Raw genomic sequence first — 14908 nt, forward strand, 5'->3', positions numbered from 1 at the left:
TCCGTCTCGTTTCCATGCTTGTTGAGCTGCATGTTTGTCCCGCCATTCGGACAAAACCCGACACCCTGACCAGCGGTGCAGCCACATTCGTGAACCGATCTCGCATCCTGGGACCGGCTGGTCGCATGCACTCAGAGCAATACGATCGCCACGCCCGGTCATCGAAACACCGGCCGGGCTGTTCCACGGTGACCGCCCGGCACCCCTGTAACGCCGGAGCGATCACTCCCTGCACCGGAACAGGAGCGTTCATGAAGCGCACGACCCTGGGCGTCACCACCGCCCTGATGTCCGCGGCGGCCCTCACCGCCACGGCGACCATGGGAGCCAACGCCGCACCCGACGCGCTGCACGCGGCAGCCGAGCAGGCGGGGACGATCTCCACCGCCCTCGGCCTGTCCGGCGGCGAACAGCTCGTCCCCCGCGACGTCGTCCGCGACGCCGACGGCACCGCGCACCTGCGGTTCGACCGCACCCTCAACGGCCTCAAGGTCATCGGCGGCGACCTCGTCGTCACCCAGAAGGCCGGCCAGGTCACCGGCGTCACCAAGGCGTCCGAGGCCACCCTCGCGGGCCTCGACACCACCGCACCCGCCGCCACGTCCGCCGAGAACGGCACGCTCGTCGTGTTCGCCCTCGACCACGCGCCCGTGCTGGCCCGCGAAACCGTCACGCACAGCGTCAAGGACGACCAGACCCCGTCCGAGCTGCACACCTTCACCGACGTCCGCACCGGCGAGACGCTGCTGACCTACGACGACATCCACCACGTCGAAGGCACCGGCCAATCCACCTACACCGGCACCGTCGCCCTCAACACCACCCAGTCCGGGTCCACCTACCAGCTCAAGGACCCCGCCCGCGGCAACCAGGCCGTCAACAACCTCAACAACGGCTCCGGCACCGGCACCCTGTTCACCGACGCCGACAACAAGTGGGGCAACGGCACCTACACCGACAAGGCCACCGCCGGCGTCGACGCCGCCTTCGGCGCCGCCAAGACCTGGGACTACTACAAGAACGTCCACGGCCGCAACGGCATCAAGAACAACGGCCAGGGCGCCCTGAGCAAGGTCCACTACGGCACCAACTACAGCAACGCCTTCTGGTCCGACTCCTGCTTCTGCATGACCTACGGCGACGGCGCCCAGAACCAGAACCCGCTGACCTCGATCGACGTCGCCGCCCACGAGATGAGCCACGGCGTCACCTCCGCCACCGCGAACCTCGTCTACTCCGGCGAGTCCGGCGGCCTCAACGAGGCCACCAGCGACATCTTCGGCTCCACCACCGAGTTCTACGCCGCCAACACCACCGACGTCGGCGACTACCTCATCGGCGAGAAGATCAACATCCGCGGCGACGGCAAGCCCCTGCGCTACATGGACAAGCCCTCCAAGGACGGCAAGAGCCTCGACTACTGGTCCAGCAGCGCCGGCAGCGTCGACGTCCACTACTCCAGCGGCATCGCCAACCACTTCTTCTACCTGCTCTCCGAAGGCAGTGGCGCCAAGACCATCAACGGCGTCGCCTACGACTCCCCCACCGCCGACGGCCAGTCCGTCACCGGCATCGGCCGCGCCAAGGCCGAGAAGATCTGGTACCGAGCCCTGACCACCAAGTTCACCTCCAGCACCAAGTACGCCGCCGCCCGCACCGGCACCCTCGCCGCCGCGAGCGACCTCTACGGCGCCTCCTCGGCCGAGTACGCGGCGGTCAACCGCGCCTGGGCCGCGGTGAACGTCAAGTAGCACCCGCCACGAAGGCGATCGGGGCCCGGACCGCACCCCCTGCACGGTCCGGGCCCCGGCGTGTTCAACGACCGCACAGGCGCAGGCGTCGAGGCCCGATGTCCCTCAGGGCTCCAGGTCGGTCGCCGCCAGGAACGACCCGTCCATGTGAAACGGCACCGACTGGTGCTCGTGCACCACCACCCACCGCCCATCCCGCCGCCGCAACCCGACCGTCGTGCGCAGCCACATCGAGAACCCCTGCGGGTACCCGACCGGCACCGCCGCCAGCCGCGCCAGCCCGTGCACGAACGCCACGTCACCCGACACCGCCACCTCCAGGTCCCGGTGCTCCAGCGTGATCGGCCCCTCGAACCCCGCCATCCACCCCGCCAACGCCTCCGCGTCCCGAGCGGCGGGCCCGGCGTTGCGCAGCGGCGGCGCCAGCGTGCACGTCACCGCGTCCTCCGCCAGCAGCGCCACCACCCGCTCCGGCGACCGCAGCCGCATGCCCTCCTCGTACTCGGCGAACAACGCGCGGATCGCGGTCTCGTCCTGCACCAGCGTGTGAGTCATCGAAAACCTCCTCGGAACTGACTGACACACCGGTGTCGAGACGGAACCGGCGGCCTCGACATGGCGGTGAGAAGATTTTCCGCCGAGCCAGCGCCAGCAGGAGGCCGGAAGTGAAGTACCTGATCCTCATCTACAGCAACCCCAAGTCCCGGGCCGCCTGGGACAAGCTCACCGAAGAGCAGCAGCGCAAGTTCGGCCAGGACCACTACGACCTGTCCGACAAACTCCGCGCCTCCGGCGAGCTCGTCGTCAGCGAAGGACTGCCCGGCCCAGAGACCGGCAAGGGCATCAGCATCAGAAACGGCGAGGTCGTCGTCACCGACGGACCCTTCGCCGAGGCCAAGGAGTACCTCGCCGGCTTCTACCTCGTCGAAGCCGACACCATCGACCAGGTCATCGCCCACGCCGCCACCCTGCCCGACGCCCACAACGACGGCATCGAGGTCCGGCCTGTCTGGGACTCCGCCATGCTGGACGACCTGTGACCACACCGCTCGACGGCCTGCTGCGCGACCTCGCGCCGCAGGTCCTCGGCGTCCTCGTGCGCCGCCACGGCCAGTTCGACGTCTGCGAGGACGCCGTGCAGGAAGCCCTGCTCGCCGCCTCCCGCCAATGGCCGGCCGAAGGCGTGCCGGACAACCCGAAGGGCTGGCTCATCACCGCCGCCAGCCGCCGGTGGATCGAGCAGTACCGCTCCGACCTCGCCCGCCGTCAACGCGAGGAGAAGGTCGTCGCACTCACCCCACCCGTCGACCCCGCGCCCGCGCAGGACGACACGCTCACGATCCTCTCGATGTGCTGCCACGACAGCCTCACCACCGCCTCCCAGATCGCACTCACCCTCCGCGCCGTCGGCGGCCTCACCACCGCCGAGATCGCCCGTGCGTTCCTCGTCCCCGAAGCGACGGTCGCGCAACGCATCAGCCGCGCCAAGCAGAAGATCAAGCAGTCCGGCGCGAAGTTCCGCTCGCCGAAAGACCTCACCGCGGTCCTGCACGTCCTCTACCTGATCTTCACCGAAGGCTCCACCGCCAGCTCCGGCGACAACCTCGTCCGCGTCGACCTCACCGCCGAAGCCATCAGACTCACCCGCCAGCTGCACAAACGCCGCGACGACGGCGAACTCACCGGACTGCTCGCGCTCATGCTGCTCACCGACGCACGCCGCCCCGCCCGCACCGACCCCCACGGCGCCCTCATCCCCCTCGCCGAGCAGGACCGCGCGAAATGGGACCACCACGCCATCGACGAAGGCACCGAACTCGTCCGGCAAGCCCTCACCACCGCGCAGATCGGCCCCTACCAGCTGCAGGCCGCCATCGCCGCCGTCCACGCCGAAGCCAAAACCGCGCAGGACACCGACTGGCACGAGATCCTCGGCCTCTACGACCTGCTCACCGTCACCGCACCCGGCCCAATGGTCTCACTCAACCGCGTCGTCGCCGTCGCCATGGTCCACGGCCCAGACCAAGCCCTCGACGAACTGTCCACACTGGACCTCGACCACCACCGCGTCCACGCCGTCCGCGCCCATCTCCTGGACCTGCGGGGAGAACACGACAAAGCCCGCGAAGAATACGACAAAGCCGCCAAACGAACGCTCAGCGTCCCCGAACAGCGCTACCTCACGACCCGGTCGCGCCACCCACGGTAGCGTCCGACGACGGCTCCTCCTGCGGCGGCGCCTTCGGCACCACACCCGCCAGATCCCCACCGTTGTCGTTCACCCGCAACACGAACGGCCGCGTCTGCGTGTACTGCACCACCGAGATCGAACACGGATCCACCACGATCCGCTGGAACCCGTCCAGATGCACACCCAGCGCATCCGCCAAGATCGACTTGATCACGTCACCGTGCGAGCACAACACCCACACCGCACCAGGACCGTGCTCCTCGCTGATCCGCGCATCATGCGCACGCACCGCCGCGACGGCACGCGCCTGCACCTGCGCCAGACCCTCACCCTCCGGGAACACCGCCGCCGACGGGTGCTGCTGCACCACCGTCCACAACGGCTCACCCAGCAGGTCCTTCAACGCCTTGCCGGTCCACGCCCCGTAATCCACTTCGGACAGGTCCGGCTCCGTCACCGCCTCCAGCGACCGCTCCCCCAGCAGAGGCGCCAGCGTCTCCTCGCAACGCTGCAGAGGAGACGACACGACAGCAGCGACCGGAACGTCCGTCAACCGGCCCACCAGAGCCGCGGCCTGCTTCCGCCCCCGCTCGTCCAACCCCACACCCGACGATCTCCCGGCCAGCACACCGGAACCGTTGGCAGTCGAACGAGCATGTCGGAGCAGGATCACAGTGGCCACGACGTCCACCTTAGATCGGCTGCAGCAACCCCATCGACAGCAGCCCCATCAGCACCAGACCCAGCATCAACCGGTACCACACGAACGCCGAGTACGAATGCTTCGACACGTACTTCAACAACCACGCGATCGTCGCATAGCCGACGACGAACGAGATCAGCGTCGCCACGATCATCTGCGGAACCGACGCCTGCACACCCTCACCCGAACGCTCCAGCACGTCCGGAATCGAGAACAACCCCGCCCCGAACACCGCCGGAATCGCCAGCAGGAACGAGTACCGCGCCGCCGCCTCCCGAGTCAGCCCCAGGAACAGACCCGCCGTCAACGTCCCGCCAGACCGCGACACACCCGGGATCAACGCCAGCGCCTGCGCCAGCCCCATCCCGATCGCGTCCTTCATCCGCAGCTCGTCCCGCTGCTGCTTCGCCAGGTGGTCCGCCAAACCCAGCAGCAGACCGAACACCACCAGCATCGTCGCCGTGATCCACAGGTTCCGCGCCGACGTCCGGATCTCGTCCTTCAACAGGTACCCGAGAACCGAGATCGGCACAGAACCGATGATCACGTACCAGGCGAGCCGGTAGTCCTTCTCCTTGCGCGCCTCGGCGTTGACCAAGCCGCGGAACCAGGCGCTGATGAAGCGCCCGATGTCCTTGGCGAAGTAGATCAGCACCGCCACCTCGGTACCCAGCTGGATCACCGCGGTGAACGAAGCGCCCGCGTCGTTGCCGAAGAACAGCGTCGACGTGATGCGCAGGTGCGCACTGCTGGAAATCGGCAGGAATTCCGTCAGTCCTTGGACCAGTCCGAGGACCAGAGCCTGCAACCAGCTCAACTACCCACTCCTGCCAGATCCAGAGCCTCGGCCGCGGTGCGAAGGCCCGCGATCCCCTGCTCCAGATCTTGCAGCATCGGCGAAACGGACAGCGTGGTGACCCCCGCCGCGGCAAGCGCCTTCATCTTGTCTGCTATGCGCTCCTTCGGCCCCAGCAACGCCGTCGCGTCCAGGAACTCCAGCGGAATCGCCGCCATCGCCCCGCCGTAGTCCCGCGCCAGGTACTTCTCCTGAATCTCCTCCGCCTCAGCCGGGAAACCCATCCGCACCATCAGGTTGTTGTAGAAGTTCTGCTTCCGCGACCCCATGCCGCCCACGTACAACGCCGTGTACGCCCGCACCGGATCCGCACACGCCTTCCAGTCGTCCCCCACGATCAACGGCACCGTCGGAACGACGTCGAACCCGTCCATCGACTTGCCGGCCTTCTCCCGGCCCGCCCTCACGCTGGCCAGCGACTCCGCCGAGAACTCCGGCGAGAAGAAGATCGCCAGCCACCCGTCCGCGATCTCCCCCGTCAGCTCCAGGTTCTTCGGACCCACCGCCGCCAGGTAGATCGGGATCTGCTCCCGCACCGGATGCACCGTCAGCTGCAACGCCTTGCCAGGACCATCCGGCAACGGCAGCGTGTAGTGCTCACCCTCGAACCGCAGCTTCTCCCGCGTGAGAGCCTTCTTCACGATCTCCACGTACTCACGCGTCCGCGCCAACGGCTTGTCGAACCGCACACCGTGCCAGCCCTCCGACACCTGCGGCCCCGACACACCCAGCCCCATCCGGAACCGGCCACCCGACAACGTGTCCAAAGTGGCCGCCGTCATCGCCGCCATCGCCGGCGTCCGCGCCGGGATCTGGAAGATCGCGCTACCGACGTCGATGCGTTCGGTCTGCGCGGCCACCCACGCGAGCACCGTCGGCGCATCGGAACCGTAGGCCTCCGCGGCCCACACCACCGAAAAGCCGAGCCGGTCGGCCTCCTTGGCCAGTTCGAGGTTCGCGGCGTCGTTGCCGGCGCCCCAGTATCCGAGGTTCAGTCCGAGCTTCACGCAGCGAGACCCTACCGGTCAGTAACACCGATTGCCAGGCTCACACGATGATCACCCCTTAGCATCGCGCACGTGCAACAGCGATACCTCGGCCGCAGCGGCCTCCGCGTCTCCAGGACAGCACTGGGCACGATGACGTGGGGCCAGGACACCGACTCGGACGAGGCCGCCACCCAGCTCATGGCCTTCGCCGACGCCGGCGGCACCCTCGTCGACACCGCCGACGTCTACACCGACGGAGAAGCCGAACGCATCCTCGGCACCCTCCTCGGCGAGATCGTCCCCCGCGACGAGCTCGTCATCGCCACCAAAGCCGTCGCCCGCCGCACCGAAGGCCCCTTCGGCGGCGGCGCCTCCCGCGGCGCCCTCCTCACCGCCCTCGACGGCTCACTGCGCCGCCTCGGCGTCGACCACGTCGACCTCTGGCAACTCCACGCCTGGGACACCAACGTCCCCCTCGACGAAACCCTCTCCGCCCTCGACCACGCCATCAACACCGGCAAAGTCCGCTACGCCGGCATCTCCAACTACAGCGGCTGGCAACTCGCCACCGCCGCCATGACCCCCACCACCCACCCCCTCATCTCCACCCAGGTCGAGTACTCCCTGCTCGAACGCGGCATCGAACGCGAAGTCCTCCCCGCCGCCCTCCACCACGGACTCGGCCTCCTCCCGTGGGCCCCCCTCGGCCGCGGCGTGCTCACCGGCAAATACCGCAACGGCACCCCCGCCGACTCCCGCGGCGCCTCCGCCCACTTCGCCGGCTACGTCGAACAACACCGCAACGACCGCGCCGCCCGCATCGTCCAGGCCGTCGCCACCGCCGCGGACGGCCTCGGCACCTCACCGCTGTGCGTCGCCCTCGCCTGGGTCCGCGACCGCTCCGGAGTCGTCGCCCCCGTCGTCGGCGCCCGCGACACCAACCAGCTCATCGCCTCGCTCGAAGCCGAGCAGCTCACCCTGCCCCCGGCCATCCGGGCCGCGCTCGACGACGTCAGCGCCATCGAGCTCGCCTACCCCGAACGCCCGATGCCCTGATCCGTCTGAGCTTTGCTTTTGGCCTCTGCGTGACTGTGGACGTGACATCTGCGAGTAGTATTTTCAGTCAACACTGAAGCAATAGAGATTACTGGCCTGGGACGGCGAGGAGTTTCACCCCACCCCTTGCGTGACCTCCGGCCGAACGTGGTGGATGCTGGAAGTTCAGTTCCGTTCCACAGGAGGACCCGATCTTGCGCCGGCTCGCCGCTCTGCTCTTGACCACCGCCGCCCTGGCAGCGTGCGGACAGAGCGAGAGCTCCCAGGACCCGTTGCAGGTCGCGGAGACCCTCGAGGCCGCCAAGCCCGCCCTCTCCCCCGCCCAGAACGGCACCCCCGCCGGCGCCGTCACGCCCGGCGGCGGCTTCACCGAGGGCGACACCACGCGGAAGTTCCAGGTCAACGGCCGCGACGTCGAGCTCGACCGGCTCCGCAGCGCCGTCTTCGAGATGACCAAGGACGACAAGGGCACCGAGGTCAGGGGCACCGGCCTGCGCGCGGGCGACGGCGCCACCAACGCCGTCCCCGACCGCTACGGGCGCCTGCTCGTCGTCGACACCCGCGGCGGCGAGTTCCTCGCCTTCTCGATCAACCCGCTGATCATGCGGCAGCGCTACCCCGTCCCCGGCAGCCCGTACGGCATCGCCTACGACGCCAAGCGCGACATCGCGTGGATCACGCTCACCGAGCGCAACGAGGTCGTCGGGCTCGACGTCGCCGGCGGCGAACCGACCGAGAAGCACCGGTTCCCGACCGTGCGCCAGCCCAACACCGTCAGCGTCGACCAGGAGACCGGACGTGTCACGGTCACGTCCGGCGACAACGGAGGGGTACAGGTGATCTCGCCATGACCGAAGGGGTGATCGACGGGGACTGGGAGTACCGGCCGCTGCGCCTGCCACCGGGCATCTCCCGCCGCACCGCGACCACGCAGCTGGCCATCCACGCCGAGTTCGCGGGCTGGGAGCTGTCCCGCACGCTGCTCTACGGCGACGGCTCCCGCAAGGTCTGGCTGCGCCGCAAGCGCCAGCCCGACCTCGTGCCGGGCCTCATCACCTGACCACCGGCCCCGCGCCGAAGTCCGCCGGAAAGCCCCGCTCGACCGGGGCCGCCGCCTATTGGCGCGTGACCGCTTCCGGCGGCGCCGAGCTCTCCATCACAGCCCGGCGCGCGTTCACAGACCGCTAGCACCTGGCCGCGTCGCTTTCGCCGGCCGTCGCCACTGACCGCCGTGGCCTGCGTTCCTGTGTTTTCGAGACGTTGTGAGTGTTCGATGAACGTGAGCGCAGAGTAATCTCTTACTTCAGTCAACACTGAAGCAATAGAGATTTATAAGCGAACGTGACCTGAAAGAATCTTGGCCATGCCTCGCCCGGAGAAGCCGCTCGACCCGTTCGCCGGGCCCGTCCAGCAGTTCGCCTTCGACCTCCGCAAGCTCCGCGAGAAGGCCGGCTCCCCCGGCTACCGCGAGCTCGGCAGGCTCAGCCACTACTCCGCCAGCACCCTCGCCGACGCCGCCCGCGGCGACCGCCTCCCCAGCCTCGCCGTGACGCTCGCGTTCGTCCGGGCCTGCGGCGGCGACGAGGAGCTGTGGGAACGGCGCTGGCGCAGCGTGGGCGAGAACCAGACGACCGAGCCCCTGCCGGACTCCCCCTACATCGGCCTCCGAGCGTTCACCGAGCACGACGCCGGCCGCTTCTTCGGCCGGGAACTCCTCCTCGGCAAGCTGCGGGCCAAGCTCGCCGAGCACGACACGGTGCTCGTCATCGGCGCGTCCGGGTCGGGCAAGTCGTCACTGCTGCGCGCGGGTTTGCTGGCCCACGAGCAGGGCACGTTGATCACCCCGGGCACCGCCGGCCTCCCCGCCGCGGACGGCCTGCTCGTCGTCGACCAGTTCGAGGAGGTCTTCGCCCTCCCCCACCGCGACGAGTTCATCGCCGCGCTCACCCGCCGCGAGCACAAGACGGTCATCGGGCTGCGCGCCGACTTCTACGGCCACTGCGCCCGTCACCCCGGCCTGGTCAGCGCCGTCGAGGACGCCCAGGTGCTGGTCGGCCCGATGACCACCGACGAGCTGCGCAGAGCCATCACCCAGCCCGCCGTCGAGGTCGGGTGCGCCCTGGAGACCGGCCTGGTCGCCCGGCTCGTCGCCGACGCCACCGGCGAGCCCGGCGTGCTCCCCCACGTCAGCCACGCGCTGCTCGAGACCTGGCGCCGCAAGCGCGGCAACACCCTCACGCTCACCAGCTACCACGAGAGCGGCGGCATCGCCCGCGCCATCGCCAACACCGCCGAGAACGCCTACACGAGCCTCGACGAGCACCAACGGGCCCGTGCCCGCCAGGTCCTCCTCCGCTTGGTCACCCCCGGTGACGGCATCGAGGACACCAAACGCCTGGTCAAGCGGTCTGAGCTCGCGGCGGACGACGTCGTCGAGCACCTCGCCGCAGCGCGCATCCTGACGGTGCACGACGGCCGCGTCGAGATCAGCCACGAGGCCGTCGTCCGCAGCTGGCCGCGACTGCGGGACTGGCTCGCCGAGGCCCGCGACGACCTGCGCGTGCACCGCAGGCTCACCGCCGCGGCCGCCGACTGGGAGGCGCACGGCTGCGACCCCGGCTCGCTCCACCGCGGCGTGCCCCTCTCCCAGGCGACCGACTGGGCCCAGCGCGAACCCGAGGCTCTCAACGCCGAGGAGAAGGCGTTCCTCGACGCCAGCCAGACCGCCGCCGAGCACGATCTCGCCTCCGAGAAGCGCCGCACCACCACCCTGCGCCGCGTGGTCGCCCTGCTTGCGGCGTTGCTGCTCATCGCTACCGCGTCCACCGTGTTCGCCGTGCGCGCCCAACGACAGAGCACCGAGCAACGCACCATCGCGCTCGCCCAGAAAGCCGTCGCCCAGGCCGGCGAACTCCAGGAACGCGACCCCGGCCTGGCGAGCCGGCTGCGTCTGGCCGCCTACCGCCTCACCGGCATCCCCGCCGCCCGCGACAGCCTGCTCAGCACCTTCTCCGCACCGCAGGTCACCATCGTCGGCGGCCACGACGAACCGGCGTCGTACGCCGTGTTCAGCCCGGACACCAAGCTCCTCGTCACCGCCGGAGACGACCGGATGCTGATCGTCCGCGACTTCACCGATCCCCACCACCCCGTCGAGCTCGGCCGCGTGCGCGTGGGCGACGACGCCACCCACGGCCTCGCGTTCAGCCCGGACGGCAAGACCGTCGCGGCGGCTGGCTGGGACGGGTTCGTCCGCCTCTTCGACCTGTCCGACCCGCGCAGGCCCGTCGAGAAGGCCCGTGTCAGCGGCCACCAGGGCCAGGTCCAGGCCGTGCGGTTCACGCCGGACGGCAGGTCGCTCGTGAGCAGCGGCGAGGACAGGACGATCCGGGTCTGGGACGTCTCCGGCCCCGCCACCCTCGTGCGCACGATAAAGGCCCACGACGACAACGTGCACGGCATCGCGCTCGACGCGGACGGGTCCCGGATCGTCTCCGCCTCGTGGGATGGCACGGTCAAGCTCTGGGAGCTCGCGACCGGAGCCCTGCTCTCCACCATCCGTCCCGCTCCCGAGGGCACGGCCGTGGACGGCGTCGACCTCTCGCCCGACGGCCGCACGGTCGCCACCGGCGCCGACAACGGCGAGGTCAAGCTGTGGGACGTCGGGGACCCCCGCTCCCCCGCGCTGCTCGGCCTGGCGTCCGGGCACACGTTCTCGGTCCACGCGGTGACCTTCTCCCCCGACGGCCGGTTCCTCGTCAGCGGCGGCGGTGACCGGACCAACCGCCTGTGGGACGTGCGCGACCCCCGCCACGTCCGGCTCGCCTCGGAGCTGAGCGGGCACACCGACGCCGCGACGTCACTGGTCTTCAGCGCCGACTCGCGCTGGATGGTCACGGCCACCAGCGACCCCGAGGTGCGGGTGTTCGACATCGGCAACCTCGCCCACCCGCAGCACGAGCAGACGGTGTGGAAGCTCGACTACGACAAGCGCGGGCGGTACTTCGCGACCGTCTCCTCTGACGGCGCCGTGAAGCTGTGGCGCCCGGACGACCGGCACGCGCGGGAGATCTCCACCCTGCCCGCGCTCGCACCGGGTGACGAGGGCCAGACCGTCGACATCAGCCCGGCCGGCGACGTCCTGTTCAGCTCGTCCTCCTCCGCCGCCGCGCTGTGGGACGTCAGCGACCCCGCGACGCCACGGGAGCTGACCAGGGCGATCACGTTCGCCGCCCCGATCGTCGCCGCCACCTTCAGCCACGACGGCAGGACGCTCGCCGCAGCCGACGAGAACGGCGTGGTCGAGCTCTGGAACGTCACCGACCCGGCCGCTCCCGTGAAGACCGGCGGGTTCGCGGTCCCCCGCACCGCCACGGTGTGGCAGGTCGAACTGTCCGACGACGACCGCACGCTCGTCATCGCCAACGGCAGCCGTGAGCTCCACCTGTGGGACGTCAGCGACCCGGCCAGGCCCAGGGCCCTGCCGGCGTTGAAGACCGACGACAACCCCGACCCCATCCGCCGCGGTGGCCAGGCCGGCCGCGAGGAGGTCTTCACCGTCGTCCTCCACGGCGACCTGATGGCGTTCGCGAACCAGGGAGCGAGCGGCGCGCTGTACGACATCAGCGACCCCGCACAGCCGCGCAAGCTCGGCTCCCTGCCCAACGACGGCGGCCCCCTGCAACGGCTCGCCATCTCCCCCGACGGCACCCTCGTCGCCGCCGGCACGACCGACGACGCCGTCCGCGTGTGGGACGTGCGCGATCCCCGCAACCCCCAGCTGCGGGCAGTGCTGCACGGTCACGCGGAACGGGTGTGGGGCGTCGCGTTCGCCCCGGACAACCGCACCCTCGCGACGGCCGGTGCCGACCGGACCGTCCGCGTGTGGGACCTCGACGTCGAGGCGACCGCGGCGCGGGTGTGCGCCACTACGACGGCGCACCTGCCCACTCGTCATTGGGACCACTACTTCCCCGGTGTCGATCCGAGGCCCCTCTGCTGACCACTTCACTCCCCTCTCCGGCCTGCACCGCATTCCTAGTGCGGGAACGTTGTGCGGTGTCGGCCTCGGGGCGTCGCACTACAACGTGCGGTCAACGGGCATGACCAGCCGACGGAAGGTGACTCTTCAGTCAACACTGAAGCAATAAAATACACCGAAGTGGTTGGACCATGTGATCAGATTCCGTGTCATGGAGCTCGTGCCGCACGAAGTCGGGGTCGCTCACAGCGCACTGCCGCACGACGAGGAGTCAACCCGCGCCCTGCTGACGGAAGCCGCGTCGCAGGGCCTGCACACCGTGGTGGTCACCGCCGACGAGGACGACGAACGCGCTGTCGCCGTGTTGCGCGACCTGCGCGCGGAGTACCAGACCGAGAACGGCCGGATCACCGCCCAGCTCGACACGGACGCCCAAGGGCAGCTCGCCCACCTGTGGGGCCTCACGGAGGAGCAGCGGGCCGCCTGGCTCGCCGCGTTCCCCCGCCACGACGACCCGAACTGGTGGATGCACCGCCTCCTGGTGCTCAACCACCACCCGGAGTGGGCGCCGCTCAAGGACTGGCTGGTGGACGAGCACGTCCGCCTGTTCGGCCGGCCACCCGGCCGACGCCGCTCGAACGTCTGACCTCCAGGAACCACGACATCGGGCCGCTCCCCGCGAGCGGCCCGACCGCTGTCACGCCTTGGCCGCCACCTCGCGGATCAGGTTCGCGAGCTCGGCAGGCCGTTCCAGCGGCAACATGTGCCCGGCGTCGGTCAGGACCACCGACGTCCCGCCGAACCTCACCGCGTCCGCCTCCGGCACCAGCCGGTCCTCGTCCCCCACCACCGCGACGACGGCCTTCTCCTTCGCCACCATCAGCCCGGCCTCGCGGTCGTAGCGGTCCACCGCCGGCCGGAACAACGCGATCGTCTCCGGCCAGTGCCCCCACACCATGTCCGCGGTCAGCTCGACGTCCTCGGCGGCGGGCTCGTCGCCGAACAGCCACCACCGCAGTCCCGCGGTCTTGGTGGGCTCGATCCTCTCCCGCACCGCCCGCACCAGCGGCCCGAACGCCCGTTCCAGCTCCCGCACGAGCTTGCCGAGCGCCTTCGGCCACGCGAGCGACGTCTCCGACATCCCGCTGGCGGCCGTCGACACGAACACGATGCCCAGCACTCGTTGCTTGAACAGCCGCGGCCGCCGCTCCGCCATCGCGAGCGCCGCCATCCCGCCCAGCGAGTGCCCGGCGATCACGACCTGGCCCGAGGGCACCGCCCGTTCGATCAGCTCCCCCAGGTCGTCGCCGAGCTGCTCGATGGTCGCGGTCTCCTTGGTGGCCGCCGACGACGCGCCGTGGCCGCGGTGGTCGTAGGAGATGACCTGGAAGTCCGTGCTCAGGTCGGTCACGACCTTGTGCCAGCTGCGGTGGTCGAGCGCGTAGCCGTGCGCCAGCACGACCGTCACCGGGGCGTCGGGGTCGCCCGCGCGCACCACGTTGAGCTCGGTCCCGTCCTCCAGCAGCACCATGCGCCGTTCCTTTCGCCGTGTCCTCTGTTCGTCCTAACGAGACGACACGGCGAAAGGACACGGTTCAGACGCGTCCGAGCACGACGTCCGGTGGCAGCTGGCCCGCGCCGGGCACGCCCCGGAACCGGTAGGCCGAGGCCTTTCCGCCGGGCTGGATCACCCAGGCCTCCCCGGGTTCGCCCTCCGACAGCACCGACTCGAGCGCGTCGGCGATGTCCGACGGCGTCAGCAACGGGAACGCGACGGCGTCGAACTCCTCCTTCGCCGCCCCGAGCAGCAACGTGTCGACGAAACCGGGACACAGCGCGGACACCACGATGCCCTCGCCCGCCAACGCCTGGCCCGCGGCCCGCGCGTACCCGACCACCGCGTGCTTGGTCAGCGTGTACAGCGGGTCGGCGGGCATCGCCGCCAGCCCGGCCAGCGACGCCGTGATCACGATCTTCCCGCCGCACTGCCGCCGCAACGCCGGCACCGCCGCGCACACCCCGTACACGACGTGGTCGACGTTGACGCCGACGAGCTTGCGGTACCGGCCGACGTCCAGCGCGTCGTCGATGCCCGCCTGTCCCCCGCCGATGCCGGCGTTGAGCAGCACGACGTCGAGCCGCCCGAGCTCCTCCTCCACCCGCGCGACGACCGCCGGCATGGTGGCCGGATCCGTGACGTCGCCCTGCACGGCGAGGCCGCCCACCGCGGACGCGACCCGTTCGGCCCCGGCGGCGTCGAGGTCGAGCACCACGACGCGGGCGCCGAGCTTCGCGAGCCTGCGCGCGGCGGCGGACCCGATGCCGCCCGCACCGCCCGTGACCAGCGCGACCCGGCCGGTCAAGTCCGCAGTGGGCACGGC

Annotated in this window: 14 protein-coding genes; 8 read left to right on the forward strand and 6 right to left on the reverse strand. The window is 70.1% G+C overall.

Annotated features, from left to right (window positions below; translation table 11 throughout):
* The first annotated feature begins 251 nt into the window (after positions 1 to 251).
* Positions 252 to 1751, forward strand: coding sequence for a M4 family metallopeptidase (locus tag ACFWV3_RS02550; RefSeq protein ID WP_382407395.1), 1500 nt, complete (start codon positions 252 to 254; stop codon positions 1749 to 1751).
* 105 nt (positions 1752 to 1856) lie between these two features.
* Here ACFWV3_RS02550 and ACFWV3_RS02555 read toward each other — a convergent pair whose 3' ends face one another.
* Positions 1857 to 2306, reverse strand: a complete 450-nt coding sequence (locus ACFWV3_RS02555) for a YybH family protein (RefSeq protein WP_382407397.1) — start codon at positions 2304 to 2306, stop codon at positions 1857 to 1859.
* Positions 2307 to 2416: 110 nt separating this feature from the next.
* Here ACFWV3_RS02555 and ACFWV3_RS02560 point away from each other — a divergent pair, with 110 nt between their 5' ends.
* Entirely contained in the window at positions 2417 to 2791 is a 375-nt protein-coding gene (locus ACFWV3_RS02560; protein WP_382407399.1) for a YciI family protein, read from the forward strand.
* A complete protein-coding gene (locus tag ACFWV3_RS02565; RefSeq protein ID WP_382407402.1) occupies positions 2788 to 3960 on the forward strand; it encodes an RNA polymerase sigma factor in 1173 nt (390 codons plus the stop codon). Before ACFWV3_RS02560 ends, ACFWV3_RS02565 begins: the two co-directional genes overlap by 4 nt.
* On the opposite strand, the gene ACFWV3_RS02570 is transcribed toward ACFWV3_RS02565, so the two are convergent.
* From ACFWV3_RS02570 to ACFWV3_RS02580, 3 genes are read right to left on the reverse strand one after another with little or no spacing between them, the layout of a single operon-like run.
* Positions 3932 to 4624, reverse strand: a complete 693-nt coding sequence (locus tag ACFWV3_RS02570) for a histidine phosphatase family protein (RefSeq protein ID WP_382407404.1) — start codon at positions 4622 to 4624, stop codon at positions 3932 to 3934. The genes ACFWV3_RS02565 and ACFWV3_RS02570 overlap by 29 nt on opposite strands.
* Before the next feature lie 10 nt (positions 4625 to 4634).
* A complete protein-coding gene (locus tag ACFWV3_RS02575; protein ID WP_382407406.1) occupies positions 4635 to 5462 on the reverse strand; it encodes an undecaprenyl-diphosphate phosphatase in 828 nt (275 codons plus the stop codon).
* Positions 5459 to 6508 (reverse strand): LLM class F420-dependent oxidoreductase, encoded by a 1050-nt coding sequence (locus tag ACFWV3_RS02580; RefSeq protein WP_382407408.1) that lies wholly within the window; start codon positions 6506 to 6508, stop codon positions 5459 to 5461. The genes ACFWV3_RS02575 and ACFWV3_RS02580 overlap by 4 nt, the downstream gene beginning before the upstream one ends.
* Before the next feature lie 72 nt (positions 6509 to 6580).
* Here ACFWV3_RS02580 and ACFWV3_RS02585 point away from each other — a divergent pair, with 72 nt between their 5' ends.
* The 5 genes from ACFWV3_RS02585 (at position 6581) to ACFWV3_RS02605 (ending at position 13173) form a co-directional block, all read left to right on the forward strand.
* Positions 6581 to 7546: an aldo/keto reductase gene (locus tag ACFWV3_RS02585; protein WP_382407410.1), complete on the forward strand. Its 966-nt coding sequence runs from the start codon at positions 6581 to 6583 to the stop codon at positions 7544 to 7546.
* A gap of 194 nt (positions 7547 to 7740) precedes the next feature.
* The gene (locus ACFWV3_RS02590; RefSeq protein WP_382407412.1) at positions 7741 to 8397 is read left to right on the forward strand and encodes a YncE family protein; all 657 of its coding nucleotides are present in this window, start codon (positions 7741 to 7743) and stop codon (positions 8395 to 8397) included.
* On the forward strand, positions 8394 to 8606 hold the full coding sequence (locus ACFWV3_RS02595; protein WP_382407414.1) for a DUF5703 family protein: 213 nt from the start codon (positions 8394 to 8396) through the stop codon (positions 8604 to 8606). Before ACFWV3_RS02590 ends, ACFWV3_RS02595 begins: the two co-directional genes overlap by 4 nt.
* Before the next feature lie 303 nt (positions 8607 to 8909).
* The gene (locus tag ACFWV3_RS02600; protein ID WP_382407416.1) at positions 8910 to 12548 is read left to right on the forward strand and encodes a hypothetical protein; all 3639 of its coding nucleotides are present in this window, start codon (positions 8910 to 8912) and stop codon (positions 12546 to 12548) included.
* 190 nt (positions 12549 to 12738) lie between these two features.
* Positions 12739 to 13173: a hypothetical protein gene (locus tag ACFWV3_RS02605; RefSeq protein ID WP_382407418.1), complete on the forward strand. Its 435-nt coding sequence runs from the start codon at positions 12739 to 12741 to the stop codon at positions 13171 to 13173.
* Between the two features lie 51 nt (positions 13174 to 13224).
* On the opposite strand, the gene ACFWV3_RS02610 is transcribed toward ACFWV3_RS02605, so the two are convergent.
* Both ACFWV3_RS02610 and ACFWV3_RS02615 read right to left on the reverse strand, forming a co-directional pair.
* Positions 13225 to 14058 carry an alpha/beta fold hydrolase gene (locus tag ACFWV3_RS02610; protein ID WP_382407420.1) on the reverse strand — a complete coding sequence of 278 codons (834 nt, stop codon included), beginning with the start codon at positions 14056 to 14058 and terminating at the stop codon, positions 13225 to 13227.
* A gap of 64 nt (positions 14059 to 14122) precedes the next feature.
* Entirely contained in the window at positions 14123 to 14905 is a 783-nt protein-coding gene (locus ACFWV3_RS02615; protein WP_382407422.1) for an SDR family oxidoreductase, read from the reverse strand.
* Between the last annotated feature and the right edge of the window lie 3 nt (positions 14906 to 14908).

Source organism: Lentzea sp. NPDC059081 (assembly GCF_042738015.1).
GTDB lineage: Bacteria > Actinomycetota > Actinomycetes > Mycobacteriales > Pseudonocardiaceae > Lentzea.